General features: G+C 47.4%; 30 protein-coding genes. 13 read left to right on the top strand and 17 right to left on the bottom strand.

Annotated elements, in window-relative coordinates; all coding sequences use genetic code 11:
• The first annotated feature begins 668 nt into the window (after nt 1-668).
• From DFR28_RS19070 to DFR28_RS19040, 7 genes are all read left to right on the top strand, one after another.
• Complete coding sequence (locus DFR28_RS19070) at nt 669-995, top strand: low molecular weight protein tyrosine phosphatase family protein (protein WP_113956003.1); 327 nt, start codon at nt 669-671, stop codon at nt 993-995.
• Nucleotides 996-1,130: 135 nt separating this feature from the next.
• Nucleotides 1,131-1,457 carry a hypothetical protein gene (locus DFR28_RS19065; protein WP_113956002.1) on the top strand — a complete coding sequence of 109 codons (327 nt, stop codon included), beginning with the start codon at nt 1,131-1,133 and terminating at the stop codon, nt 1,455-1,457.
• A 115-nt stretch (nt 1,458-1,572) separates the two neighbouring features.
• Nucleotides 1,573-1,791, top strand: a complete 219-nt coding sequence (locus tag DFR28_RS19060) for a DUF6500 family protein (RefSeq protein WP_113956001.1) — start codon at nt 1,573-1,575, stop codon at nt 1,789-1,791.
• Between the two features lie 59 nt (nt 1,792-1,850).
• On the top strand, nt 1,851-2,066 hold the full coding sequence (locus DFR28_RS19055; protein ID WP_113956000.1) for a hypothetical protein: 216 nt from the start codon (nt 1,851-1,853) through the stop codon (nt 2,064-2,066).
• The gene (locus tag DFR28_RS19050) at nt 2,067-2,363 is read left to right on the top strand and encodes a hypothetical protein (protein ID WP_113955999.1); all 297 of its coding nucleotides are present in this window, start codon (nt 2,067-2,069) and stop codon (nt 2,361-2,363) included. It begins immediately after the preceding gene.
• Nucleotides 2,364-2,734: 371 nt separating this feature from the next.
• A complete protein-coding gene (locus tag DFR28_RS19045; RefSeq protein WP_113955998.1) occupies nt 2,735-2,941 on the top strand; it encodes a cold-shock protein in 207 nt (68 codons plus the stop codon).
• A gap of 234 nt (nt 2,942-3,175) precedes the next feature.
• Nucleotides 3,176-3,586 (top strand): hypothetical protein, encoded by a 411-nt coding sequence (locus DFR28_RS19040; RefSeq protein ID WP_113955997.1) that lies wholly within the window; start codon nt 3,176-3,178, stop codon nt 3,584-3,586.
• Nucleotides 3,587-3,604: 18 nt separating this feature from the next.
• Here DFR28_RS19040 and DFR28_RS19035 read toward each other — a convergent pair whose 3' ends face one another.
• The gene (locus tag DFR28_RS19035; RefSeq protein ID WP_113955996.1) at nt 3,605-4,102 is read right to left on the bottom strand and encodes a hypothetical protein; all 498 of its coding nucleotides are present in this window, start codon (nt 4,100-4,102) and stop codon (nt 3,605-3,607) included.
• A gap of 199 nt (nt 4,103-4,301) precedes the next feature.
• Nucleotides 4,302-4,847, bottom strand: a complete 546-nt coding sequence (locus DFR28_RS19030) for a helix-turn-helix domain-containing protein (protein WP_113955995.1) — start codon at nt 4,845-4,847, stop codon at nt 4,302-4,304.
• Between the two features lie 432 nt (nt 4,848-5,279).
• On the opposite strand from DFR28_RS19030, the gene DFR28_RS19025 reads away from it, so the two are divergent.
• Nucleotides 5,280-5,918 (top strand): BON domain-containing protein, encoded by a 639-nt coding sequence (locus DFR28_RS19025; protein ID WP_113955994.1) that lies wholly within the window; start codon nt 5,280-5,282, stop codon nt 5,916-5,918.
• A 140-nt stretch (nt 5,919-6,058) separates the two neighbouring features.
• Here DFR28_RS19025 and DFR28_RS19020 read toward each other — a convergent pair whose 3' ends face one another.
• A complete protein-coding gene (locus DFR28_RS19020; protein WP_113955993.1) occupies nt 6,059-7,750 on the bottom strand; it encodes a dipeptidyl-peptidase 3 family protein in 1,692 nt (563 codons plus the stop codon).
• Nucleotides 7,751-7,895: 145 nt separating this feature from the next.
• Between DFR28_RS19020 and DFR28_RS19015 the strand changes: the two genes are divergently transcribed.
• Both DFR28_RS19015 and DFR28_RS19010 read left to right on the top strand, forming a co-directional pair.
• Nucleotides 7,896-9,134: a DUF6498-containing protein gene (locus DFR28_RS19015; RefSeq protein ID WP_113955992.1), complete on the top strand. Its 1,239-nt coding sequence runs from the start codon at nt 7,896-7,898 to the stop codon at nt 9,132-9,134.
• 30 nt (nt 9,135-9,164) lie between these two features.
• Entirely contained in the window at nt 9,165-10,085 is a 921-nt protein-coding gene (locus tag DFR28_RS19010) for a M14 family metallopeptidase (RefSeq protein WP_113955991.1), read from the top strand.
• A gap of 7 nt (nt 10,086-10,092) precedes the next feature.
• On the opposite strand, the gene DFR28_RS19005 is transcribed toward DFR28_RS19010, so the two are convergent.
• From DFR28_RS19005 to tfpB, 10 genes are all read right to left on the bottom strand, one after another.
• Complete coding sequence (locus tag DFR28_RS19005; protein ID WP_113955990.1) at nt 10,093-10,710, bottom strand: hypothetical protein; 618 nt, start codon at nt 10,708-10,710, stop codon at nt 10,093-10,095.
• Nucleotides 10,707-11,219, bottom strand: coding sequence for a class IV adenylate cyclase (locus tag DFR28_RS19000; RefSeq protein ID WP_113955989.1), 513 nt, complete (start codon nt 11,217-11,219; stop codon nt 10,707-10,709). The genes DFR28_RS19005 and DFR28_RS19000 overlap by 4 nt, the downstream gene beginning before the upstream one ends.
• Before the next feature lie 4 nt (nt 11,220-11,223).
• Nucleotides 11,224-11,994 carry an AMP nucleosidase gene (locus DFR28_RS18995; RefSeq protein WP_113955988.1) on the bottom strand — a complete coding sequence of 257 codons (771 nt, stop codon included), beginning with the start codon at nt 11,992-11,994 and terminating at the stop codon, nt 11,224-11,226.
• A 72-nt stretch (nt 11,995-12,066) separates the two neighbouring features.
• Entirely contained in the window at nt 12,067-12,870 is an 804-nt protein-coding gene (locus DFR28_RS18990; RefSeq protein WP_113955987.1) for a M48 family metallopeptidase, read from the bottom strand.
• A 3-nt stretch (nt 12,871-12,873) separates the two neighbouring features.
• On the bottom strand, nt 12,874-13,317 hold the full coding sequence (locus DFR28_RS18985; RefSeq protein WP_113955986.1) for a YbjQ family protein: 444 nt from the start codon (nt 13,315-13,317) through the stop codon (nt 12,874-12,876).
• Nucleotides 13,318-13,325: 8 nt separating this feature from the next.
• Nucleotides 13,326-13,652, bottom strand: coding sequence for a YbjQ family protein (locus tag DFR28_RS18980; RefSeq protein WP_113955985.1), 327 nt, complete (start codon nt 13,650-13,652; stop codon nt 13,326-13,328).
• Between the two features lie 118 nt (nt 13,653-13,770).
• A complete protein-coding gene (locus DFR28_RS18975) occupies nt 13,771-14,217 on the bottom strand; it encodes a VOC family protein (protein ID WP_113955984.1) in 447 nt (148 codons plus the stop codon).
• A 12-nt stretch (nt 14,218-14,229) separates the two neighbouring features.
• The gene (gene hemB, locus DFR28_RS18970) at nt 14,230-15,228 is read right to left on the bottom strand and encodes a porphobilinogen synthase (protein WP_113955983.1); all 999 of its coding nucleotides are present in this window, start codon (nt 15,226-15,228) and stop codon (nt 14,230-14,232) included.
• A gap of 38 nt (nt 15,229-15,266) precedes the next feature.
• Nucleotides 15,267-16,061: a monofunctional biosynthetic peptidoglycan transglycosylase gene (mtgA, locus tag DFR28_RS18965; RefSeq protein WP_113955982.1), complete on the bottom strand. Its 795-nt coding sequence runs from the start codon at nt 16,059-16,061 to the stop codon at nt 15,267-15,269.
• Between the two features lie 9 nt (nt 16,062-16,070).
• Nucleotides 16,071-17,825: a type IV pilus assembly ATPase TfpB gene (gene tfpB / locus DFR28_RS18960; protein WP_113955981.1), complete on the bottom strand. Its 1,755-nt coding sequence runs from the start codon at nt 17,823-17,825 to the stop codon at nt 16,071-16,073.
• Between the two features lie 185 nt (nt 17,826-18,010).
• On the opposite strand from tfpB, the gene DFR28_RS18955 reads away from it, so the two are divergent.
• Both DFR28_RS18955 and DFR28_RS18950 read left to right on the top strand, forming a co-directional pair.
• Nucleotides 18,011-18,493: a hypothetical protein gene (locus DFR28_RS18955; RefSeq protein WP_113955980.1), complete on the top strand. Its 483-nt coding sequence runs from the start codon at nt 18,011-18,013 to the stop codon at nt 18,491-18,493.
• Complete coding sequence (locus tag DFR28_RS18950; RefSeq protein WP_113955979.1) at nt 18,493-18,990, top strand: hypothetical protein; 498 nt, start codon at nt 18,493-18,495, stop codon at nt 18,988-18,990. Before DFR28_RS18955 ends, DFR28_RS18950 begins: the two co-directional genes overlap by 1 nt.
• A 47-nt stretch (nt 18,991-19,037) precedes the next feature.
• Here the strand turns inward: DFR28_RS18950 and DFR28_RS18945 are convergent, their stop codons facing one another.
• Complete coding sequence (locus tag DFR28_RS18945; RefSeq protein WP_113955978.1) at nt 19,038-20,030, bottom strand: serine/threonine protein kinase; 993 nt, start codon at nt 20,028-20,030, stop codon at nt 19,038-19,040.
• Between the two features lie 96 nt (nt 20,031-20,126).
• Here DFR28_RS18945 and DFR28_RS18940 point away from each other — a divergent pair, with 96 nt between their 5' ends.
• On the top strand, nt 20,127-20,909 hold the full coding sequence (locus DFR28_RS18940) for a glycerophosphodiester phosphodiesterase family protein (protein WP_113955977.1): 783 nt from the start codon (nt 20,127-20,129) through the stop codon (nt 20,907-20,909).
• 106 nt (nt 20,910-21,015) lie between these two features.
• On the opposite strand, the gene mscL is transcribed toward DFR28_RS18940, so the two are convergent.
• From mscL to DFR28_RS18925, 3 genes are all read right to left on the bottom strand, one after another.
• Nucleotides 21,016-21,444: a large conductance mechanosensitive channel protein MscL gene (gene mscL, locus DFR28_RS18935; RefSeq protein ID WP_113955976.1), complete on the bottom strand. Its 429-nt coding sequence runs from the start codon at nt 21,442-21,444 to the stop codon at nt 21,016-21,018.
• Nucleotides 21,445-21,606: 162 nt separating this feature from the next.
• A complete protein-coding gene (locus tag DFR28_RS18930; RefSeq protein ID WP_170132186.1) occupies nt 21,607-22,416 on the bottom strand; it encodes an endonuclease/exonuclease/phosphatase family protein in 810 nt (269 codons plus the stop codon).
• A 40-nt stretch (nt 22,417-22,456) separates the two neighbouring features.
• Complete coding sequence (locus DFR28_RS18925; RefSeq protein ID WP_113955974.1) at nt 22,457-23,263, bottom strand: class I SAM-dependent methyltransferase; 807 nt, start codon at nt 23,261-23,263, stop codon at nt 22,457-22,459.
• Nucleotides 23,264-23,515 lie beyond the last annotated feature (252 nt).

Below are 23,515 nucleotides of genomic sequence, written 5' to 3'. Positions count from 1 at the left end.
GGTATCTTTAGACATGGTGTTAACTCCCGCATATAGCATATTGATGAATCTATATTATGGCTCTGGTTTAACTAGCCCACGAACAGTGGGGGTTAACACCGCCTTAAGGAGTCATTTTGTCTATGGATATGCAAGAAGGCGATGAGTAGAAATAAATATTATTTGAACCTAAAAGTAAATACTCTTGGATCGAGGATCGTCAAGGTTAATTCTCATACTGCTTCAGAGTCTTTAACAGTGCATATTATCTTGTTAATTGTTACTGGGTTTCTAACGTTTACAGCTTATAACTCAGGCGAAATAGAGTTCATGTATATTGGGCTAGTTATAACGGCTTTATTTTTACTGATCGTGGTAGTAGATATTTATTTTGTAATTTCTTACCACATTACAAAAAGTGACCAAACAGAAAGTGAAGAAAGTCCATAACAAGTTTGCAAAGTGCACTCCGCGCCAAGCTGCGTCCGCGGGAAGCGTCTTCAATGCGCCCGTTTGAAAGGCGTTAACAGTACAATGGAATATCGATTTAAACGAACACATTCATGCTTTTATATTCAGATCGAAACTTGGCCCTAGACCGATTGTTGGCTTTTGGTGGGTATATTATCAATTGCGCTTATGCTCAGGTATTTTGATATCGACAAACGACTCGAGTGAGGGTTGGAACTATGCTTGATCAACCTACGCTTCTTTTTATCTGTAGCCGTAATAAGTGGAGAAGTCCCACTGCGGAAAAGATCTATCTAGATAAAGGTTTTAGTGCTCGGTCTGCAGGCACTAGTCCTAATGCGCAAAGAACCGTTTCCGTGAAGGACATTCAGTGGTCGACCCATATTTTTGTGATGGAGAACAAGCATAAGCAACGGCTTATTGCTAAGTTCACAAGGCTGTTAGATTACAAAAAAATAGTTGTTCTGGATATTCCGGATGACTATCAATATATGGATGCAGACCTGGTCGAAATTTTGCATGACTCAATTGAACACCATTTATAAAATAGCGCTGGTCTGCCCTACCCTACCAAAGGTTGAGCATCTCGACAAAATAGAAATAGTAAGCTTGTTAGCCAGCGCTAGGTATGTAAAGCTAGGTATGAAAAAAGGAATATTAGCGGTGCTCTCACAGCCGTGATGAAAATATACTACGAAAAATACGATGATACCGTTCAGTATTTGAATAACGATAAAGTTGCTGACTGGCAACCATCTAGTGAGAAAATCACCGTTGAAATCAGTGGCCCTGAGTTAGTTTTAACGACTGAATACGCAAATAATGTAACGGCCACTTACACAATGACGATAATAGAGCAGCATGATATGAGGGTTGTAGCTCAACATTTAGACGAGCATCTGGGCATCATGATATTTGTTCAAAGCCCACAAGAGACCGACCAGGCGACGCTGACCTTAATGAATGCCAACTATATAGTTGGTCGGTACTTAAGAAGAGTTAAATAAATGCTGAGCTAACGCTAATAGGTGATTCAATGTCGGATGTTCTATAAGCGCGTTGGTTGAACATAGTGCCAAAGTGAGATTTAGTTAGGTTAAGCGAGATATTCGCTGGATAGTAATGAGAGAGTCATTGAGAAATAAGATCATCCAAGTTTGCGATGATAAAATCAGTAAGAAGGGGCTAAATGTTGGGCTATCGTTTTATGCGTTTTTTGCGAATAAGAATGATGACCCAGAACAGTTAATGGAAGCGGCTAGTTGGTGGATTAAGGTTCACCAATTAGACCACTTTGAAAAAGCCTACAAGATTAAGGAATTGGTAGAAAGTGGTGCGTAAAGTCTTACTGTGATTGAGGTTGCTGCGCGTGTTGAACTGCTGTGTGCCATTGGTACAAGATGCTTATCGAAATAGTAACCCCAGTGTTTAAATGTGAAGCGGATCAGAGTATCTTTTTTTCACGCTTGTCTGGCCTGCCGAACTACCGCCGTGCTGCCAATAGAGGAGAAAATATCTATATGTCGTTGTCTCAGCACCCTAAACAAACCGCGCTTGAAGAGTTACAAATGATTTGCCATATGTGGGGGACCACTTTTAAGGTGGTCGAAGGGTAAATGCAAAACTTGACGTATGCCTTGCTCGCAATATTCGCAATTATTAATTTGTTGCCACTGGTTCTACCCTGGCGTCGGACCTTGTTGTTTTATTGCCTTGCTGCTTGGTTTGGGCAGTGGCTGCTGTTTTTCTATCAACTCAACCGCGAGAGCAACATAAACTACGAGCACCGAATGCTGGATTATTCAGTGCTTATTGCTCTGTGTATTGGAATATTTGCGTTTGCGGTAGTGGTTCGTTGTGTGGCTCGCTTAGGTCTAAGTTTGATACACAAGGCTCAAAGTGCCAACGAATAACCAGGCGAGTTGAATTATTCGCGAGATTTACCCTGCATTTGCCAATAAATTTACTAAGTCGATAAAATATTTTTATCGACTTAAATGAATGAAATTTCTTTAAAACAAGGAGATATGAAGGAATTCGAGTGCAATTTAGTCACTAAATGCCATTAGTTGATGATAAAAGTGACTTTGTCTTGCAAAACAGGCGATAAATATTAGCTGCATGGTGTAAAGTCCCATTCTGAGGAGGATGCTGCCATTTCTCGGGTATCAATATTTGTTTTGAATCACGATGTTAACTTGAGCCGCAACCTGTTTTTGTTTATTCGAAGCGGTGACTTCGAATATTCCGATAATTATTTCACCGATTAAAAAGAGTAAAGAAAATGAGTAAAGGTACTGTTAAGTGGTTCAACGCTGAGAAAGGTTTTGGTTTTATTGCACCTGCTGATGGCGGCAAAGATTTGTTTGTGCACCATTCTGAAATCCAAAGCGGCGGCGGTTACGCCACGCTTAACGACGGACAAGAAGTTGAGTTCGAAGTTGGTGAAGGACAAAAAGGACCATGTGCAAACAAAGTCGTTCCATTATAGACTGAGTTTCCGCATAGCCAGTTGTTATGCTAAGAATGGGCGACTTTTAAGTCGCCCATTTTTTTGCCTGTTATATACGCGGTCACCAAACTTAGGCGAATAGTTCAAAGATGCAATTACAGCAACAGCTTAGTCGACACGACTACCCAACTGATAAGGCAGAGTTTTATCGAGTAATCGTGACGCTAGTGCGCTGCTTGGCAGTCGTCGAACCGATCACCAGTTCTTAGTATTATGTCGAGTAATTTTTGGCTTGAGTTAGGCTTGGCTCTAGCGTTACTGGCTGGTGGTATTACCCTTGTGCATCAGTATAAGTTTGGGGCGATTCGGCGCTTGCGAGCAAAGTGGCTGCGTAACGCTATGTTACCAACGCTCAAGCAGCTACTGAATGAACTGGCGACACAAAGCTACTCTGATGCGAGTGAAGGGTATCGGTTATTACGCTTGCGAGCGGACCTCGAAGAGGACTACCAACGAGCCAGCGTTTTGTTTGATGAGGAGCGAGTGGTGCTGGCAGAATTTTTATCTGGCATGTCTAACTTAGTTGCCCGCGCCGACAGCGGGCTAGCGACGTCACGGGATCTCGACGCCGTTTTACTGGTCGGACAACGGGCTTTATTGGAAATTAGCGAAATCAATTCTTAGGTTTAGCTATATTGGCCGCTATTCAGTGATTAATACTGAGTCTAGTCGCGCGTTTGTGGGGCTCATGGTGCCTAAGGTGGTTGACCTGGGCCGAAATGCTAGCCCAGTTTCGGTATCGGCCAACACCGAGAAATCAATGGTAAAACGATATGAGTATGAGTCGTTGATCGCTACCGTGCTGCCGGCTGGTGATACTGAGAAGACCGGGTTAGGATCATCCACCGATGGTGTGGTCCAGACCTGAATGGTGTCAGAATCCGACGCAGGAAAAACAATGCTCGACGCAGAAATGTTGGTGTAATCCAGTTGTACGTTGATTACTCCCCTGCTCACAATCGGCTGGCTGTCTGGTGTTGCATGCCAATTAGCTAGCGTCGTTAAACTAGTAATAGCACCGGTCGATGTTTGTGCGTGCGCGGGGAGCAATATGCTTTGAACGATAGGAGTCGACCAGATGGCAATGCCGCCGGCACCCTTCAATAGCTGTCGGCGATTAGAGCGTTGTTTGATATGCATGATTTATTTCTCGTTAATCTGAATATGTGGCGCTTACTTCACGATTGATCTCGTGATTAAACTGAGAGATGACATTAGCATTTCATTCAAATTTCGAAAAATGGCCGTTTGACCATTCGTCCCATGGTCATTACCAATGATGGAGTTCTTCGCCATCATTGGTTGCTCTACTTGCTTGCTGATTAGCGCTGCTCGCTGACTAGAGCCGCTTCCCCAGCTTCTTCTCTACCAATCGGCGCTCCCAGTTTGCCGTGAAGACATTGATCTTCTCATAGGCCACCAACCCATGGATGACAACGCCAACAGCCCATCCAAGCAATAGCCATAGCGTGTGAGCATCATCGATGCCTTTGGTTACAATAATTACACCGGCAAAGAAAACAAACATAAAAGCATGGGAGTAAAACTCTTTGAGTCCCTTCACATATTGAATGGCGTGTTTTTCATCTTTTGACACGGTTGGAATGGGTTCTGCTTGGGTTAAGTTGGGTTGAATTGATTCGGATTGCATGGTCGCCTCGTTAGTTTTTGGTTGTATTGTGGTGCCATTCGCTTCCGTTTCTAATGGTTCGGAATCGAAGGTGGCTAAGTCCACGGCAAATACCGCAGCTAATGATTTGCGCGACTCTAAGCTTGCTGGCTGTCCGCGCTCAATTCGCTGAATGGTTCTAACGTTCAGGTCGGTGAGCGTGGCAAGATGTTCTTGTGACCATCCGCGTTGAAGTCTAAGTTTTCGTACAATCATGGTGCTGTTGGTTTGCTATGTGGTGCTAACAAGTTTGCGTGTTCCGGAGTTCCATAACCACGGCATTTGGCCGACTGTCAGGTTGATGTCGGGGTTATTCATTCACAACGCTAGGCGATGCTGGCGCTAATATCAACGGTTTATCAATAGTTAAGATTGGGTTTACTAGGTACTTTAAAAGAATTGATCATGGTCGTCATCAATTTGCAGTCGTTTATTAATAGTGTGGTGGATATCGTCTAAATCGGTGGATATCCACCAAAAAAATGTGTCACTTCGGCCTTAAATGTCGTTATGAGGCAGCTGTCCTTATGAATTTATTGGCATTTTCTGTGTTGGCACGGCATTTGCTGATGTCTAACTACTCGCTGTTGAGCGCAGTTCGGCGGCAACAGCTCATTCTGTAAACAAACTAAAATTGGAGACGACATTATGCAAACCAATAACCGTAGATTAATTAACTTAAAGCCAATCGCACTTGCTGCAGGTTTAGGTTTAGCGATTTCCGGGGCCGCATTTGCCGGTCAACACGAGATCAAAACTCAAGACAACGCGGATGCCGCAACAATAGAGCAGTGGAAGGGTGAGGCATATCAAGGTTGGCTAGACGGAAAGGTGGAAATGGCCTTGATGCTCAATACCAATCTTAATGCGTTTGAGATCAACACTAAAACAGCGATGAACACGGTGACCTTGTCGGGCACGGTAGACAGTCCGGTACATGCTGAGTTGGCGGAACAAATCGCGCTAGGCGTGGATGGCATCGAAAGCGTCAACAATGAACTCACTGTCGATCAGGATGTCGTTGTGAACGAGAGTCGCGAGGAACAAAAGAGTTTTTCGCAGCATTGGACGGACGCCACAACCACCGCCAAAATCAAGTCAAAGCTGTTGCTGGAAGACACGGTGAAAGGCTTGGATATTAGCGTAGATACCGATCACTCGGTGGTTACCTTGAACGGAACCGTTGAGAGCGATGCAGCCAAAGACTTGGTCGAGAGTATCGCTGAAAACACCGAATCAGTTGCGACGGTGAATAATCAATTGATCGTGGTTGCTGACAAAAGCTAATGGTTGAATCAAGCTAGGTTCGATACCGCCATCAAATAGATCGGTCGAACACTGGCCGAAAAAAGCCCCTGACCGCGAATGCTGTCAGGGGCTTTTGTTTCTCAACGGAGTGAGAAAGTTGGTTAGACCGGACTCTTAACCTATAAGCCCAATACTTCTTTGCCTTGCTTGTAAACGATGTCGACCGGAATGCTGGCAGCTGCCAAGCGGTCAAGATCGGCTTGTAACTGCTCACTTACTTGCCCGTTATCGGCCACAAAGGTTGCGACAGTTTGATAATCACCGTCGCCTTGCAGCGTTAATAACTTGGTGCTTAACCCTTTCACAGCTTGTTCGAACGCGGCAACATTGACACGATATGTGCCGGTGTCTGAATCGCGCGAGAACGCCCCAGCCTGGCTGAAATAGTTAAATCGAATCATGTTTGCGCGCCCGTGTGCGCTACTAGCTCCAAATCGAACTGAGCGAAAAATACCGGCCAAGAAGGTCACATAATTGTCCATCAACTCGCCTTCGCTAATTTCGCCTTTCGCGCGGAGCTCTTGAATCATATATAGCCCGAGAATATCGGCTTTGCCCTCTTCCAGCGCCGATGAGTGTTCTTTAAGCGCTTGTCGTACTGTGCCGGAGCCGTCGAGAGTGTTTTTAATGCCGAGGCCATGCGCGACTTCGTGAAACATGGTGTTGGCGAAAAATGCGTCGAAGGTGATGTTGTCGCGTTGGTCGGGCGCAATTAATTCGCCGGCAATCGGGAGTAATATTTGGTCAAACTTTGCGCGCATAGCATTTTTTAGTTGCAGTCGACGCGTGCCCTTCTCTAGCTGGACTTGTTCATCGTTGGGTAAGTTGATTGCGATCGTTTTCGCGCCGGAATTACAGTCTCCGGCACAATAGGCCATGTCATAGGCGTTCAAATCTGCATCGGACCCAGGTACTTCTGCTTTGTATTGCTCGGGAACCGGCAAGCCTTGTTGCAATTCCGGCATATATTTAGCAAACCGAGCGAGTCTCTCACTCCAAGCCATGTCTTTAATAAGCACAAAGGTTTCAAAGGCGGCTCGATAACCGAATAAGGCATCTTGGTAGGTTTCGATTGGGCCAATCACCAACTCTACTGGGTTAGTTTTGTTTTCCATCCATGCCATGTCAGAGGCTTGATAATCATTACTGCGTAATGCTTCGGCTCGCAACGTGAGATAATTTGCGAAGCCTTGGTCTGCCGCAAGTTTTGAGGCTTGATCCAGCAAGTCGGCAATCTCTTGTATTTGCGCTTGATAAGCGGTGGTGTAAGGCACTAGTTTGAGATTGCCCTCTGCGTCGCGCTGGATGATCGAGTACAAGCCGTCTTTGCCGACTTGGTCCCATGCCTCAAATTCACCTTTGCTCATGTCTTCGGGGTAGAAGCGAGCGCCCTCGGGGCGTGGTCCAGCATCGGCTAAAAACGGCTTATCGGCGTCGAGGCGGTCCCATGGGCCGTAATTATAAAATGCGAACTGTCGTGCTTTGGGGTCATCAATACTGTCAAGCAAAGGCTGTCGGTCGCCCCATACTTGTAACCAGAAAATGTCGTCGGTTATTTTTGCTGCATCAATAAGTAACGCGACCATTTCTTTCTGTTGGTCGGTAAGCGCGCTCATATCGACATTTAGTTCTACTTCAGAGTAGATATCGAAGCGCGAAGGTTTTTCAGTATCGGGTTTTGTGGCTGGCGCTGCGGCTGCACTTGTACTGGCGTCAGCTGTTTGCTCAGGCGCGCTGGAAGTGGTTTCGTTGCTACAGGAGGTTAAGGCCCCAATTAACAACAAGGAAATAAGTGGAGTCAGTGATTTCATAAGTTTATTATTGTCTGAATCGTGGAGCCGATAACTATATCAAAGGTCTCTGCGGTTAGGGGAACTATGCTTTAGGTTAAGATCTTCAGTTTAGCGCCTGGAGTTTAATTAAGCAGATGGCACTGACATAGAGTGCTGGATTAGCATGTTATTGAAACACTTTCTAAGAAATAATCGCTTTGGCATTCGGCTTGGGTCAGCCGTGCGCGGTAATCCTGACTATGAACTGGTATCACCGCTGGCTAAGTCGGTTAAAGTTATGCTGGTGCTGGGTTTGATAACATTGGTGTTGAGCGCTGTGGAACTGACAGTGCTCAAGCAGGCAGTGGGGTTGTGGTCTAACGCGGATGAGTTGTTCTCGCTTATTGCGGCGCTGTTCGTTACCTTTTGGCTGGTGATTTGGACCTTGCCAACTGTGCTTTTGTTGTTTGCAACGCTGGTGCTCATGTTCGGGCGAATGGTTGTTGTGGTGCAAGCAGGCATGGTTGATTTCGTGCTTGGGGTGCCGGGTATTGGGGTTCGTTTTACTTTGGCGGCTAAGGAAATTAACGACGCGATCTTAGTCGATGCCGAACCAAACTCGATATTCGCGCGTAGCGGAAAACAGATCAAAATCATCACTGAGCTTAGCAATGATAATTCGGCTTTTGGTTCGGACATGACGCTGCTTGATCTAAACCACTTTAAGCAAGCTGTTAGTCTAAATAAAATGCGCGAGACCAATCTTGACGCGTTAGAGTCTAGCGTCCACGCATCGGTACCGATTGAGGCTGTGCCACAATCGCAGTCGCTAACCCAGAGTGAGAATTCGACTGGTCGTGGGTCCCTTGTATTATTGATTCTAGCGAACTTGGTGCCGTTGTTTGGCGTGCTGTTTTTGCGCTGGGACCTGAGTGCGATTATGGTGTTGTACTGGGCTGAAACCGGAATTATTGTATTAGTGACCTGCTTAGGCATGATCATTAAACGACCGATTGCCGGAACCTTGATGAGTCTGTTTACCGTGGCGCACGCTGGGGCGTTTATGGCGATACATTTCTTGTTTATTTGGACGCTGTTTGTGACGGGATTTGATGAATCTGGTTCAGCGCCGGGGATTAGTGGTGACTTAGTGCGCGTTAAGCAGTACATGTTTACCTTATGGCCTGCGTTGCTGGCCATGACGGTAAGTCATTTGGTGGCATTAAAATCGACCATAAGCCAAGGCGCCGATATCTCGAAAGACAGTATTTACCCAAGAATCATTATGATGCATGTCACGATCATCGTAGGCGGTGGCTTAGTTTCAGTATTCGGCAATGCCTTGGCTGCTCTAGTGTTGTTAGTGTTTCTCAAGCTGGCGGTGGATATTCGCGGTCATTTGAAACAAAACGTAAACCTATAACTTTCTGAGGCTGGGTCCTCTTGCACATTTATGAATGAAGACACTCGATACGCCGTTGGGCAACCTGGTAAGCCTTGGGCCAGTGCAGAACGTGGCGCGTGGTTGGCGATGCAGTCGATACAACGACAATACGCCGACGAGGTATTGGCCAAGTTGTCAGCCGTTGATGCATGTTTAACGGTAGAACAATATGGCGCTTTAAGTTACGACCCCGACCGGTACCCATTGTTCGCAGCTAAATCCTCTAACTGGCAGTGTGACAAGCCGGTTGCGCTTATTACCGGTGGTGTGCATGGCTATGAAACCAGCGGTGTGCAAGGTGCGTTACGTTTTCTAGTGCTGCATGCACCGGAATTTAGCCAACAGTTTAATCTGATTATCGCGCCTTGTATTAGCCCCTGGGCTTACGAGACGATTAACCGTTGGAACCCTTACGCGATTGATCCAAATCGGTCTTTTGAGAAAAATTCCCCGTCGCAAGAAGCGGCTGCCTTGATGGCATATGTCAACTCCATTACGGACACGATTACGCTGCATATTGACCTACATGAAACCACTGACACCGATAATTCGGAGTTTCGGCCTGCACTTGCGGCTCGCGATAATGTCGAGCATGCGATCTGGGATATTCCAGATGGCTTCTATCTAGTGGGCGATTCGGAGAACCCTCGAGATGCTTTTCAAGCAGAGATTATTGCCGCGGTTGAAGCGGTTACGCATATTGCGCCTTCTGATGAGGACGGGCGGATTATAGGGGAGCGAATCACTCAGCCTGGTGTTATTAATTATGCGGTGAAGGATTTGTCCTTGTGCACGGGATTTAGTGATGCGGATTTCTGTACCACGACCGAAGTGTATCCTGACAGCCCGTTAGTGGATGATGAAAACTGTATTCAGGCGCAGGTAGCGGCGGTAATTGCCGCATTGCGATACGTTTACAAGCAATTGTGAGAACTAATTAGAAAACCAATGAACCCATCAGAGCGTTCACTTCGTCAACACGTAGACGCAGGTTTGCGAGCAGGGGTTCATAGTCTGATTCAAATTGCTCACATGGATATTGTGCGTTGTTGTTCAATGCTTGTTGGCCTGCGGCGAGCGCGTTGACATAGGCACTTTCGAGTTCCGGCCAAGCGGTTTGACTAGGTTTGGCGATCAAGGCCAAATTGGAGTCAGAGGAATCGGCTAGTCCGCAAAACTGTGCACCGGCATCGAGCTTTCCAAGTAATTGGTAAAGCGAGTCGAATAACGCCACTTGCAGGCTATTGCTTTGCTCAAACAGTGCTGAAATTTCCGCATTGCGCCGTTGTATATCTTGCTGTGCGTGCTCGAAGGTCTCAAGCTCTTCGCTAGTTAACTCTCGCTGTTGTTCAACTTCCACCAAACTAAATGCATTTTGCACGTCAACATTGTTCTCTGCTACCTGGCTGAGTAGCTGGTTAGCCCATTCAGTGAGTGCTTGAGTGCTGGCTTCTAAGGCTTGTTGTTCGTTACTGTACAAGCTGGTGGCTGCAGGTGGTTGGCTGCAGCCGATTAAGCCGAGCAGAAGCGCGCCGATTAGGATTAAGCGGGTCATGCGGCAATATCCAATAAATCAACGTAGGCCACGTCGACCAAATGCTCGGGTTGAATAGCAAGTTGGTTCATTAGCCGCTTAGCTTCGGCATTTGCCTCGGGAATGGAGTCACCGTCGTTGAGAACTACTTCAAGTTCGATGAACTGACCGAGATCGTTGACCGTGTCAAAATGAATTCGCGTGCGGCCAACCATAAATAATTCACGCTGCTTGCTGACGATTTGGCGCACTCCGTATGCTTTGGAGAGAACCGACTTCATCCCAGTGGCGTCGGGCAATTCGCTAATGTGATAGTCCGACAATGTTGGCCCGCTTTGATTGATACGCTGATAAAAAATGAGTTGCGCGTCGGCATCCCTGAGCTCACGGAGTTTAAGCCGCCCTTCTGGCACATTGAAAAATGTGTCTTGTTGCGTGAACACTGATGATGCGTTGCTTATTCCACGGGCGATTTCGCGCTGAGTGTCGAATGCCGCCGCCCGTGCTTTTATCTCAATATTGTTGGCCATTTAATTAAAACTGCAAGTGCTTCACGGTGAGTGCGTTGTTAATTAATTGCTTCAGGCTATCAATGCCAATGTCTACATGCATTTGTGCATAGCTTTTAGTTGCTTCGGCATCACTGGTATCGGTTTTTACGCCTTCTGGAGTCATGGGTACATCGCTTACCAACAATAGTGCGCCAGCTGAAAATTTGTTTTTAAATGCGGCTGAGAACAACGTGGCAGTTTCCATATCAATCGCCATTGCTCGCGTTTTACGCAGGTAGCGCTTAAAGTTTTTGTCGTGTTCCCATACCCGACGATTGGTGGTGTAAACGGTTCCGGTCCAATAGTCTTCTTGGTGGTCACGAATCGTGGTACTGATGGCTTTTTGCAGTGCGAACGCTGGTAATGCAGGTACTTCCGGCAACATATAGTCGTTACTGGTTCCTTCGCCGCGGATGGCGGCGATGGGCAAAATTAAATCGCCAACAGAATTTTTCTTTTTAAGGCCGCCGCATTTACCCAAGAACAGCACCGCTTCGGGCTTGATTGCACTCAATAGGTCACAAATAGTGGCGGTATTGGGTGATCCCATGCCAAAGTTGATCATGGTAATGCCATTGGCAGTGGCGCACGGCATGGGTTTATCGCGTCCGACGATCTCAGCACCAGCTTGCGCTGCAAATAAATCCAGATAGTTGGCGAAGTTGGTTAAAAGAATGTACTTCCCGAAACCTTCGAGTTCCATGCCGGTGTATCTGGGGAGCCAGTTGTCTACAATATTTTTCTTAGTTTTCATGCCGTTACAATTTCATTTTTTAGGGGGAATGGCAAGCGCTGATTGAGCTCAATTTGAAACTTCAGTCAATTCTTAGTGTTGCTGTGAACGCTTGCTGCTTGGTGCAATTTTTTCAATAGCTCGTCGTCGCTTGTGCGAATAAGGGTGGCTGCGCAGGGCTTCAACATCTAATGCGGTGAAGGCGCTGTCAGCTTCGAGAGTTGTGAACAAATCGAATACCGCTAGTAAGCCGTCGATACTTCCGTAGGTGGCGAGCATTGCTTCGGCGGCTAAACGATCAGCTGCGAGCTCCTGTTTGCGTGAGAATTGCATCAATTGTAAGTTGGTAGAGCTGCCGATTAGCCATTGTCCGGCTGTGCTGCTCGATGATCCACTGATTACGGCGCCTAGTGTTAGCAGGGTAAAACCGCGCCCAGCGGCAACAATTGGATGACGTAATTTGACGTGGGCTATTTCATGCGCCAATACGGCGGCGATGGCTTGCTCATTGGGAAGCTGATCTAGCAAGCCTTTAAACATAACGATATGCCCGCCGAGTGTCGCGAACGCATTAACCGTTGTGTCGTCACTATAGTGGACAGTGATTTGCATGTCGTTAGGCAAACCCATGTTGACGACTACTTGATCAAGTATTGCTTGCAGGCGTTGTTGCTCAGAACTATTTTGTTGTGGCTCGAGCCAGCTTATATTGGCCACCATGTCTTGCTCATAACGAAACGGGATATGGTGCGCTAATTGACCTGCGATATAGGTAAGCAGTGCGACCAGCGCAACGCAGGTAAGACCAACGGCGATTAGCAGCTGAGTAAATTCCTTTAATGGGTGTTCAGGCGGCGCGTTGATTCCATCTGCCGGTTGACGATTTTCAAATTGCACGAGCTATCGCTTTACCGCACTGCCATACACCAATACTTCGACAGAACTAAGTGTGCCGCTCTCGCCTTTGGAAATCGACGATGTTTCAAAACGGACGTTAAACACATGGTTGGCGCCAGCTTGATGCGCCTCGTGCTTCATTCTGAGAACTGCTTCGCGTCGGCCGCGGTCAAGCAAGCTCTCGTAGCTACGGAGCCGGCCGCCGATCAGCTTGCGTAGTCCGGCTACGAAGGTTTTAAAGTAGTCGGCCGAGATCACCACGCTGCCTTGCACCAACTGACCACCGTGCCCATCGGTTTGCTCTTTGGGGTAGCTCGACTCGAACACCAAAATATCGCGGTACTGTGCCTCGCGCTCAATGATTGACCGGTAGTGTTGTTTCTCCCGATAGCTACCAAAACCGAAACCTAAGAGGATCAGGCTGAGAAAGATAACAAATTCAATCATGCGAGGGCTTAACCGTCGACGCCGTCGAGTACCACTGCGGTGCCGTAGGCGAATAGTTCAGCCGCGCCTTGTGCCACCGATGCGGTAGCGAAACGTACATTTAATACGGCATTTGCGCCAATGCTCTCAGCTTGCGCGATCATGCGTTGTTTGGCTTCATCACGTGCTTCACTCATCAGCTCAGTGTAGCCGACCAATTCGCCGCCCAAGATATTCTTGAATCCGGCCATAATGTCACGCCCAACGTGCTTCGCGCGCACTGTGCTGCCTTGCACTAATCCTAGGTGCTTGACTACGCGTCGATCTGGTATGACTTCCATATTTGAAATCAGCATTAAGCATCCTCATGTTTGCTGGTATACAACCTAATATAGGGTCGATTCAACGATTTTTAAAGCCTAAGGTTTTTACAAGGTTAGCTGCCAGGTATGAACCTAAGTTGCTCTCGCTCAATTACCACGCTCCAGTATTTTCCATCGAGGCCCACGGTTCTTGCGGTGCCAAGGCGTCACCTTTTTGCAGTAGTTCAATCGAGATGCCGTCCGGTGTGCGAATAAACGCCATATAACCGTCGCGTGGTGGTCGGTTGATTACTACGCCGGCATCCATCAACTTTTGGCAGTGAGCGTATATGTCGTCAACGCGATACGCTAAATGACCGAAGTTTCGGCCACTGTCGTATTGGTTTTCGCCCCAGTTGTAAGTGAGTTCGACCAACGGTGCTTGATGCTCTTTGGCGCGAGCTAAGTCATGTGGGGCAGCTAGAAATACTAAGGTGTACTGCCCTACCTTATTGTCCTGTCGGCTGGTTTCGATTAACCCTAGTTTGTTGCAAAAGAAATCGAGCGCGGTGTCGAGGTTTTCCACGCGCAGCATGCTGTGTAAGTATTCAAAACTCATATCGAATGTTCTCTATTTCGTTGATAACCAGTTGGCGACATCTTCCGCATAGTAAGTGAGAATTGCGTTAGCTCCGGCGCGTTTTATGCTCATTAGTGCTTCCAATACGGAGTCTTGTTCATTTAACCAACCATTTTGTGCAGCGGCCTTCAACATGGCGTATTCGCCACTGACTTGGTACACAAAGGTCGGCATTTGAAAGGTTTCCTTTACACGTCGAACTATATCGAGGTACGGCATGCCCGGCTTAACCATCACGTAGTCGGCGCCTTCGTCAATATCCAAGCGAACCTCATGCAATGACTCGTCGCCATTAGCAGGGTCCATTTGGTAGGTATATTTATCGGCGCCGGCAAGGTTGCTGGCAGAACCCACGGCATCGCGAAACGGACCGTAAAAAGCCGATGCGTATTTTGCTGAATAGGCCAAGATCTGGGTATTTACATAGCCTTCAATTTCGAGACCAGCTCGTATCTGCGCAATGCGCCCGTCCATCATGTCAGAAGGTGCCACAATATCAGCGCCAGCCTCGGCATGGGACAGTGCCTGTTTAACTAATACCTCGACGGTCTCGTCATTCATGACATAGCCCTGCTCGTTTAGCAAACCGTCTTGACCGTGGCTTGTGAACGGGTCGAGCGCGACGTCGGTGATTACACCGAGTTCTGGTGTGGCGGCTTTAATTGCGCGAACGGCGCGTTGTGCTAAACCGTCAGGGTTGTAGGCCTCATCGGCGCTTAGCGACTTTTTGTTTTCACCAACCACTGGAAATAACGCAATGGCCGGAATGCCTAATTCTACCAGTCGCTGAGCTTTGTTGACCAACAAGTCGATACTCATTCGTTGCACGCCGGGCATGGAGTCGATCGATTCAGTACGATTCTCGCCCTCAATAACAAACACTGGCAATATTAGGTCGTCTGCATTGAGCGTTGTTTCACGTACCAAGCGCCGTGCAAAATTAGCACTGCGCGCACGGCGCAGTCTGGAGGTTGGGTATTGTCTGTTCATCTGGGGAAGTTTCTCACGGTTAACCGCGCAAGTAAAAACTAGAGTTCGCGGATCATACGACGGCCACCGACACGTGGCATTTGGTCCATTATATACGCGGCTCGCTTAGTTAAATAGGCCGACGGTTTGGCTGGATTGGAGCGCGATGGAGTCGGTAGGCTAGCGGCAATTAAGGCCGACTGCTCGGCACTGAGTTGGTGTGCTGGAATGCCAAAATAGTATTGGCTGGCCGCGCCCACACCGAATACTGATTTACCAAATTGAGCGAAATTAATGTAAAGCTCCAAAATACGTTTTTTCGGTATGATCAATTCCATCCAAGCGACTAACCACGCTTCTAATCCCTTGCGCAAATAGCTGCGTCCGGGCCATAGGAATAAATTCTTTACGGTCTGCTGAGTAATGGTGCTGGCACCGCGAGATATACCATTTTTACGGTTCTCTAACACTTCTTTGATCTGAGTTAAGTCGAATCCATGATGGCTCGGAAACTGTTGGTCTTCAGACGCAATCACGGCATTTGGGAAATACTCTGACACCTGTTCAAAGTTAACCCATTCGTGCTTTATGTTTTTATTGTGATTGCGTTTATTCAACTCAATAAAACTACTGGTAGGTGGGTCATAAAAGCGCAGCAAAACCATCGGTAACGCTGAGATAAAGCAGATGAAAAGAACTAGGCGCCAGGTCCAGCGCCAAAACCAACTGCGCTTTTTCTTAGTGCTCGATAAGCCACGGCGTTTGCGTCCAAACAAGCTGCGTCCAGAACTGTGCCGTAAGCTTGACCGTTCAAAACCTCGGCTATGTTTGCTGGGTCGCCCTAAATCGTGCATAGCGAAACATTACGCCACAAACGGCGTAACGCGCAGTACCTCTTCAATAGTTGTGAAACCTTCAGCAACCTTTTTAGCGCCGCTGTAACGTAAGGTGCGCAGGCCATCGTCCTTAGTTTGCTGGCGTAAGATTTCTAAATCAGCATCTGGTTTTACCTTGGATTTGAGTGAGTTACTCATCTCAAGCATTTCATAAAGCCCTACTCGGCCCAAAAATCCTGTTTGTCGGCATTCGATACAGCCGACTGGTTTGCATGGTGTTTCGAGGTCAACATCAATTCCCTTGGTGAAGCTTTGCCAAACTGTGGGGTCAACGGTGTCGGGTTCTTTACAATTAGGACACAAGGTACGCACTAGTCGCTGCGCTAAGACTCCGAGCACGGTGGCGTTGATCAGATACGCCGGCACGCCAAGTTCGAGCATTCGTGTAATTGCCGATGGTGAATCATTGGTGTGCAAAGTGGAAAGTACTAAATGGCCGGTCAAGGCGGCTTGAATTGCCATTTCTGCAGTTTTTAAATCGCGGATCTCGCCAATCATAATGATGTCGGGATCTTGCCGTAGCAACGCTTTTACGCCGGCAGCGAAATCTAAATCAATCGCCGAATGTACTTGAATTTGGTTAAATGCTGGCTCGACCATTTCAATTGGATCTTCGATGGTACAAACATTTACCTCGCTGGTCGCTAGGTTCTTTAGGGTCGAGTAAAGCGTGGTCGTTTTGCCCGAACCGGTGGGGCCGGTGACTAAGATAATACCGTTAGTGTGTGCGGTTAATTGATGCCAAGTTGCAAGCTCAGTGTCATTCAAGCCGAGTTGCGTGAAACTACGTTGCAATACCTCTGGGTCGAAGATTCGCATGACCAGCTTCTCGCCCATGGCGGTGGGAATGGTCGACAATCGAAGTTCGATTTCCTTTTCGTCGGGTGTGCGGGTTTTTAAGCGACCATCGAGAGGTCGTCTTTTTTCCGCGATATCCATTCGACCTAAGGTTTTTAAGCGGCCAATAATGGCTAATAAGACATTCGGCGGAACCTGATAAGCATGATGCAAGATACCGTCTATTCGGAAGCGGATTTCGCCCATTGTCTTGCGTGGTTCTAGATGAATATCACTAGCACGCTGTTCAAATGCATACTGCAATAACCAGTCTACGAGTTGAACTATGTGGTGGTCTTCCGCATCGAGTTGGCCGCGTCGCCCGAGGTCAACTAATTGCTCGAGATTTTGCTGAATACTGACGCCGGCTCGCTCGTCTGAAATTGTCGACTGGCTAATTGACTTGGCCAGCGTATAAAACTCAGAGATATAGCGTTCAACATCGTTTGGGTTGGCGAACACCACACGAACTTCTCGTCTAAGAATATTCTCAAGATCATCTCGCCAAGATAAGTCCAACGGGTTTTTGACCGCCAAGGTAACAAACTCTGGTGTTGAACTTACAGCCAAAATGCCATGTTTTTTGGCGTATTGGGGCGCGACTACTTGTGTGACTGCGCCGATGTCGATTTTCAACGGGTCGATCACGAAGTACGGCACATCGACTTGTTTAGCAAACCATTCGCACAGATATTCCAGAGTAATCTTGATGCCCAACTGTTGATGCTCGGGTAAACTTTTAGCGATCCCGGTAAGGGGGTGGATCGGGTCGTTGATGGACCCTGCTAAATTGACGTCAATTCGCTTTGCTTCCGCAACCGAGATCATTTGATCCTTGAACATCGCCTTTAAGATCGATTTGTGGGTAAGTTTTTCGATGGTCATTTGGTTGGCTTTATCAATCCTGAGAGAGTTTTTGCGATGAGTAGCGGTGTATCTGATGGGCGAACCGAGCTTGTCATTGCGATATGATCTGTGTGTCTTTGACGATGTTATGACATGAGGTGCTATCATGCCAGTGAATTTACTGTCTTGAAATCTTTTACTATTGTCAACATGCCGAGGAACGGATGATTAGAGTTGTTATTGTACTGTTGGTCTTGTTTCTAATTTGGGTGTTGTTCTTGTCGAATTTGACCAAGAAACACAAAATTATACTGACGGTGATCACCCTAATATTGGCTGCTGCCGGCGCTTGGTATGATGGTGCTACTCGGAGTGCTAAGGTCGGCTTAATCTCGCCTTCGGAGTTGCTTGTGTGTGGTATTACCGCCCAGCATACCTATCGTAGTAACTACGATATTGCGATATGTCTTGAGAATACCCACGCCAGTGCTACGCTCAACCGTGTTGGCTATGCTGTGACTGTGTCGCAGTGCGAGTCAGGCGCGGAGTGTAAGCAGCTTATGCGGTTGGAGCGCGATGTGTTATTTAGTCTCGCTCCTGAGACGACTGGCGAGGTTGTTCAAAACCTAGACTTTAAAGGTCTTAACTCAAGTCTGGAAGGACTTAGCTGGCAAGCTGAAATAATCTCCGTGAAGGCGATGAAATAATGGCTCGAGAGGGTTTGCTGCGAGTCGTGAAGATTATGTTTGCGCTACTCGCGTTGGCGTTTTTGTTTATTTTGTTTCGAAGCTTATCTGGCCCCCCGAGAGTTACTAATCCGGCAACCGCGTTTGATAATGTGCAGATCGGGGAAACCGCATTGCGTAGGCTTGGGAACGAGCGAGTTTGGGCTACTCGGCTGAGTGCATCGCAACGATCACAGGCGCTCGAGTTATCGGCATTTGTTCACGACCCAATGAGCGGCTGTGGTGCCACCGTGGTGGTGTGCGCGGTATCGGTCAAAACTGAACGTGCCGGAATTGAGATTATGTTCAGTGCTAAGGTGCCGCCGCAGTTACCAAATCAGCTGCCTTGGTTCGGTGGCTTTGTGGATCCGAACTCTGGAGCAGTGTATGACCGTTTAGGGCGTGCATATCGGTTGCCGACTCAGCCGGTGTTTCCGCCTTTACAGGTGTTTATGACGGTTAGTGATAACTATTTATGACGGTTAGTGATATCTCAGCGCTAATAGAAATTGGCCGAAGGCCTCGATTATCCAAACCAAGATAGCGGTTCTTCGTGCAATAACGCGGCCTGTTCACGGAGGCTTAAAATATGATCTTCCCAACTGCGTTGAGTATTGAACCACGGGAAGGCCATTTTGAATGCTGGGTCGTCCCAGCGCTTAGCCAACCAGCCATAATAGTGAATTAATCGCAGTGTGCGTAATGCCTCGATCAAGTGTAATTCGCGCGCGTCAAAGTCGCAAAACTCCGTGTAACCGGTTAATACTGCGTCTAAACCAGCGGTTCGATCAGGCCGGTCACCAGCTAGAAACATCCACAAGTCCTGGACTGCGGGTGCCATACGCGCATCATCAAAATCCACAATATGCGGCCCGTTATCGGTCCATAATATATTGCTTGGATGACAATCACCGTGGCAACGGATAAGTGTGGTATCGCCAGCGCGGGTATAGCACTGTGCGGCTTCTTTGAGTAATTGCTCAGTCAGCGACGCGTAGGCCTCGACTAATTCCGGTGGCACAAAATTATTGTCTAGAATGAACGCTCGAGGTTGATGGCCGAATGAATCAATATCAAGGGTTGGTCGATGCTCAAAGTTAGAGGTTTGACTGACGCGATGAATGCGACCCATGAAGCGGCCCATTTGTTCGAGCTGGTCAAAGTCTTCTAAATCGGGTGCGCGACCTCCACGGTTCTCAAATAAGGCAATTCGAAATTTATCAGTTTTAAGTAAGGTGTGGCCGTCTACTACAATTGGCGCGACTACCGGTATTTCTAGCTCCGCCAAAGTTTGCGTAAATGCATGCTCTTCTAAGATTGCTTCGTCAGTCCAGCGTGCTGGCCGATAAAACTTAGCGACCTTGCTGCTGCCGTCGTCGAGGCCTACGCGGTAGACTCGATTTTCATAGCTATTTAGCGCGAGCATGCGGCCGTCACACCGTAAGCCGAATTGCTCAATACTGTTCAACACTTCGTCTGGCGACAGGTTGGCAAATGCTTGGTCAGGGGACTTTGTCACGTGATAGGTGGGGCGCAAAAGGCTAGCAGCGCATGGACGGTTAATGATAAGGTGAGCATAACATGATGGACCTTGGGGCAGGACTGATTAGCTTGTATGAATGCTGATGTAGAATTAACGGGGCCAGCACCGGTGCTGGTGGCACATCGAGGGTACTCTGGGCGGTATCCGGAGAATACTTTGCTTGCGTATGAGGCGGCCTATGAACATGGGGCGCGCTACATGGAGCTTGATCTTCAGATGACTTCGGATCACGTGCCGATACTCCACCATGATGCCAGCTTACTTAGAATGGCTGGTGTCGATTTGGATGTGCGTGAAACCAAGTTAAAACAAATCAAAGCGATGCACGCGGCGTATGCTGCACGATTTGATAGCGAATTTGATGATAATTGCTTTACCACTTTCAAGAAGTACAGCAAGTGGATGGCGAAGCATCCTGATGTAACAACTTTTATCGAAATCAAACAGGAATCGATCGATCGTGTCGGGGTTCCGCTCTTCATGGATGAAGTGGATAAACAAATAATCCGCGCCAACATTGAGTCACAGTGTGTGATTATTTCGTTTAATCCAGAGGTGTTGAACTATACGCGCAACATTTCGTCGTTAAGAACCGGTTGGGTATTGCCCGCATGGAATGATCGGAATAAGCAATTACTTGGTGAGCTTAAACCCGACTTTGTATTTTGTGACAAAGATATTTTACCGCAAAATGATGCTGAAATATGGCCTGGTAGCTGGCAGTGGGCGGTGTATAACTTAGATGACGTGGCTTCAGCTATTGCGATGGCGAACCGTGGTATTTCGTTTATTGAAACGAATCAAATTGGCGCATTGATGCGGCACGATGCCTTGTCGAATCGACGCCAGAATTAGTTCGGATGGTATTGTGGGCGGCCGATTATGCTGCAGTGAATTGCCGGCCGACAATTCAGACTTGCTAAGCTAAGTAACAATTACTTAGCTTAGCAAAGGGTTCTGCTTATTTGGCTAGGCTGTCGCGAATTTCGGTTAATAACTTCACTTCAGCTGATGGCTCAGCAGGTGCAGCCTTTTCTTCTTCTTCCAATGATGCTTTTGCTTTGTTGATACCTTTGATTACCATGAACAGCGCAAATGCTACGATCAAAAACGTCACCATAGCGTTAATGAAAATGCCGTAATTAATAGTGACTGCACCAGCCTCTGCGGCCGCTTCTAAGGTAAGGTAAGTCGCGCCTTCAGTTGGGCTGTCGATTACCATAAACAGATTGCTGAAATCGACTCCGCCGGTAAAGTAGCCAACTACTGGCATAATGATGTCGTCTACAAACGACTTAACAATAGTGCTGAAGGCCGCGCCAATAACAATACCGACAGCCATATCAACAAAGTTGCCCTTCATGGCAAATTCTTTAAACTCTTTAAACATTTTTATTCTCCGTATGTCCGAGACTGTCGCCTTAATTTGGGGCCGTTCGGTTAGCAGTTAGTGTGTGGGGTAACACGGAGTCTTATGGTGCGGTATGCAATTAGCGTCGTCAATATGCAAATGTAAACGCCTGTTACGTTTACCTCAAATGTGGGCTTTATTTCACTTATAGGTCAGTGACACCTGATAATACGGGTGATCAGACACGCCTTTTTCGAGCATTTCGCCACCTTCAACTTTAAAGCCTTTGGTGAGTATCCAGTCTATTCGTTGCGGATTACTGGTGTCTAAATTGGCCATGGCAATTGCATCGGTGATATCGATGTCTTTGAGCGCATTGGCCAAGGTCTCAAGTGTGGCAGGGCTATTGAAATCGCCAACCAATATTGCACGTGGATGTTTAGCGAATTCTTGTAGTACGACCTTCATTTGTTGTTCGCGGCCATTCCGAGTATGCAAATGTGTGTTGATAAAGGTAAATGTTTGACCCTGCCAAGCTACCTCGACAATGGTCATATTACGAAAGCTTTTGTTGGACTGATCGGGCAGCATGACTACCTGCCAATTAGATGTTGGTAGTTTGCTCAGAATTGCGTTGCCGCGATGCTCGCGTAACCAACGTCGTCGTGTGGCGCTGAACAGCCATGCGAATCCACCATAGTTGGCGATTCGAGGTGTTTGCGCGAATCCTGAGCCGATCAAATTCATCAAGCTCGGCGCATACACTTCTTGCACACCAACTAAGTCGGCTTGGCTAAGCACTTTGGCACTGGCTAACAAGTCACGTTTACCCTGCAAGCTTTTACCGGTTTGTATGTTGTAGGTTGCTACCTGTATTTGTGCTGGCTCTTGCGCGGCTTGACGAATATCGCCATTAAAGTTGGTGCCGGCTTTATTGTGAGCTGGTTTAGATTTTCTAGCGGCTAAGATCAAGCCGATAATAACGGCGAATACGATAAGTCGAATTAGCATCACTTGCTCCTCTGGCATAAGTACAATTTGCTTGCCACTATTATTTCGTTGCCACTAAGTACGCCACGTAAGACAGGCAGGCTTCGCCTTCTTCAGTTTTGGTGAAAATCCCATCACCACTTTCGCCGTCTTCATCGGTGCCTTCCCAATAACAGTCTGCGGTCTTGAAACCTGCATCGATCAGAATTTCTCGTAACTCTGGAAGGCCCCACAAGCGCCAATCGTAGGTGAAGGCGTCGGTCATCTCCGTGCCGTCTGGAAATCTAAAATGGATGTGCAGACGTGCTTCGCCAGTAATCGGGTTTATGCTGTCTTGGTCCCACACGTAGGTGAAGCTGCCGTCATCGACCTCGGTTTCTTCTTCGAGTTCCTGAATGCTCTCTGGGCCACCATGCAAGTCACACACGAAAATGCCGTCATCGGCTAAATCTTGGTAGACACCGGTAAAGTAGTCGAGCATTTCTTTGCGGGTTTTAAATACCCAATATGAAAAATTTTGCGCGCAACGTACATCGGGAGCGCGGCGGCTTGGATTGCGAGCGTCTTCGAGGTATTGGGTGACACGTTGGCCAGCCGCACCTAACGGTTTTAAGTTATGCTCTAAGCCCCATGCAAGTGGTTCAGGGTCGATATCGTAAGACTCAGTCGTGTAATGTTTACCTAGGCTCGCCCAGTAACCGGACATAAGACAGGTGCCACAGAAGTCTTCACGAAGGTGTTTTGGTTTTTTGCCGCGCAGCTCTTTATAGGTGTCGACTAGAAAATCTACGTCTTGCTCAGCCGATTGCACGGCAAGCTGGTATAACACGTATTTATCGGCGGATTTTGCGGTGAATTTTTTACCCATTTGGCGTACAAAAATTTCTCGTTGTTGACGCTTACAGTGTAGCTCAAAAATTGTGTATCAAGTAGCCGGGTATTCGCTTGATTGAATCGCCATAAACGCGGCCAATATCGTATTGTTGTTCACTTGTGTGTGAACATGCCTCAAGTGCTTAGGATGGCTTGTCGTATACTTCAGGTGTGCAGATTGTGCGACTTGCATAGTTAACTGGTTATAGTTCACCAGAAGTTACAATAGTAGGCGCTAACTTATTGA

Source organism: Arenicella xantha (genome assembly GCF_003315245.1).
GTDB classification, from domain to species: domain Bacteria; phylum Pseudomonadota; class Gammaproteobacteria; order Arenicellales; family Arenicellaceae; genus Arenicella; species Arenicella xantha.
The sequence above is the reverse complement of the archived record's forward strand: the minus strand, read 5'-3'. Positions and strand labels throughout refer to the sequence as shown.

Coding starts and splice junctions, on each gene's coding strand:
- DFR28_RS19065 (WP_113956002.1), top strand. CDS start 1,131: ATGAAAATATACTACGAAAAATACGATGATACCGTTCAGTATTTGAAT.
- DFR28_RS18925 (WP_113955974.1), bottom strand. CDS start 23,263: ATGGGTAAAAAATTCACCGCAAAATCCGCCGATAAATACGTGTTATAC.
- DFR28_RS19045 (WP_113955998.1), top strand. CDS start 2,735: ATGAGTAAAGGTACTGTTAAGTGGTTCAACGCTGAGAAAGGTTTTGGT.
- DFR28_RS18950 (WP_113955979.1), top strand. CDS start 18,493: ATGGCTCGAGAGGGTTTGCTGCGAGTCGTGAAGATTATGTTTGCGCTA.
- DFR28_RS19005 (WP_113955990.1), bottom strand. CDS start 10,710: ATGACCCGCTTAATCCTAATCGGCGCGCTTCTGCTCGGCTTAATCGGC.
- DFR28_RS19040 (WP_113955997.1), top strand. CDS start 3,176: ATGTCGAGTAATTTTTGGCTTGAGTTAGGCTTGGCTCTAGCGTTACTG.
- DFR28_RS18975 (WP_113955984.1), bottom strand. CDS start 14,217: ATGAGTTTTGAATACTTACACAGCATGCTGCGCGTGGAAAACCTCGAC.
- mtgA (WP_113955982.1), bottom strand. CDS start 16,061: ATGCACGATTTAGGGCGACCCAGCAAACATAGCCGAGGTTTTGAACGG.
- DFR28_RS19010 (WP_113955991.1), top strand. CDS start 9,165: ATGAATGAAGACACTCGATACGCCGTTGGGCAACCTGGTAAGCCTTGG.
- DFR28_RS19070 (WP_113956003.1), top strand. CDS start 669: ATGCTTGATCAACCTACGCTTCTTTTTATCTGTAGCCGTAATAAGTGG.
- DFR28_RS19050 (WP_113955999.1), top strand. CDS start 2,067: ATGCAAAACTTGACGTATGCCTTGCTCGCAATATTCGCAATTATTAAT.
- DFR28_RS19060 (WP_113956001.1), top strand. CDS start 1,573: ATGAGAGAGTCATTGAGAAATAAGATCATCCAAGTTTGCGATGATAAA.
- DFR28_RS18940 (WP_113955977.1), top strand. CDS start 20,127: ATGAATGCTGATGTAGAATTAACGGGGCCAGCACCGGTGCTGGTGGCA.
- tfpB (WP_113955981.1), bottom strand. CDS start 17,825: ATGACCATCGAAAAACTTACCCACAAATCGATCTTAAAGGCGATGTTC.
- DFR28_RS18955 (WP_113955980.1), top strand. CDS start 18,011: ATGATTAGAGTTGTTATTGTACTGTTGGTCTTGTTTCTAATTTGGGTG.
- DFR28_RS19030 (WP_113955995.1), bottom strand. CDS start 4,847: ATGATTGTACGAAAACTTAGACTTCAACGCGGATGGTCACAAGAACAT.
- DFR28_RS18980 (WP_113955985.1), bottom strand. CDS start 13,652: ATGCTGATTTCAAATATGGAAGTCATACCAGATCGACGCGTAGTCAAG.
- DFR28_RS19025 (WP_113955994.1), top strand. CDS start 5,280: ATGCAAACCAATAACCGTAGATTAATTAACTTAAAGCCAATCGCACTT.
- DFR28_RS18930 (WP_170132186.1), bottom strand. CDS start 22,416: ATGCTAATTCGACTTATCGTATTCGCCGTTATTATCGGCTTGATCTTA.
- DFR28_RS18995 (WP_113955988.1), bottom strand. CDS start 11,994: ATGAAAACTAAGAAAAATATTGTAGACAACTGGCTCCCCAGATACACC.
- DFR28_RS19000 (WP_113955989.1), bottom strand. CDS start 11,219: ATGGCCAACAATATTGAGATAAAAGCACGGGCGGCGGCATTCGACACT.
- hemB (WP_113955983.1), bottom strand. CDS start 15,228: ATGAACAGACAATACCCAACCTCCAGACTGCGCCGTGCGCGCAGTGCT.
- DFR28_RS19035 (WP_113955996.1), bottom strand. CDS start 4,102: ATGCATATCAAACAACGCTCTAATCGCCGACAGCTATTGAAGGGTGCC.
- DFR28_RS19020 (WP_113955993.1), bottom strand. CDS start 7,750: ATGAAATCACTGACTCCACTTATTTCCTTGTTGTTAATTGGGGCCTTA.
- DFR28_RS18985 (WP_113955986.1), bottom strand. CDS start 13,317: ATGATTGAATTTGTTATCTTTCTCAGCCTGATCCTCTTAGGTTTCGGT.
- DFR28_RS19015 (WP_113955992.1), top strand. CDS start 7,896: ATGTTATTGAAACACTTTCTAAGAAATAATCGCTTTGGCATTCGGCTT.
- mscL (WP_113955976.1), bottom strand. CDS start 21,444: ATGTTTAAAGAGTTTAAAGAATTTGCCATGAAGGGCAACTTTGTTGAT.
- DFR28_RS19055 (WP_113956000.1), top strand. CDS start 1,851: ATGCTTATCGAAATAGTAACCCCAGTGTTTAAATGTGAAGCGGATCAG.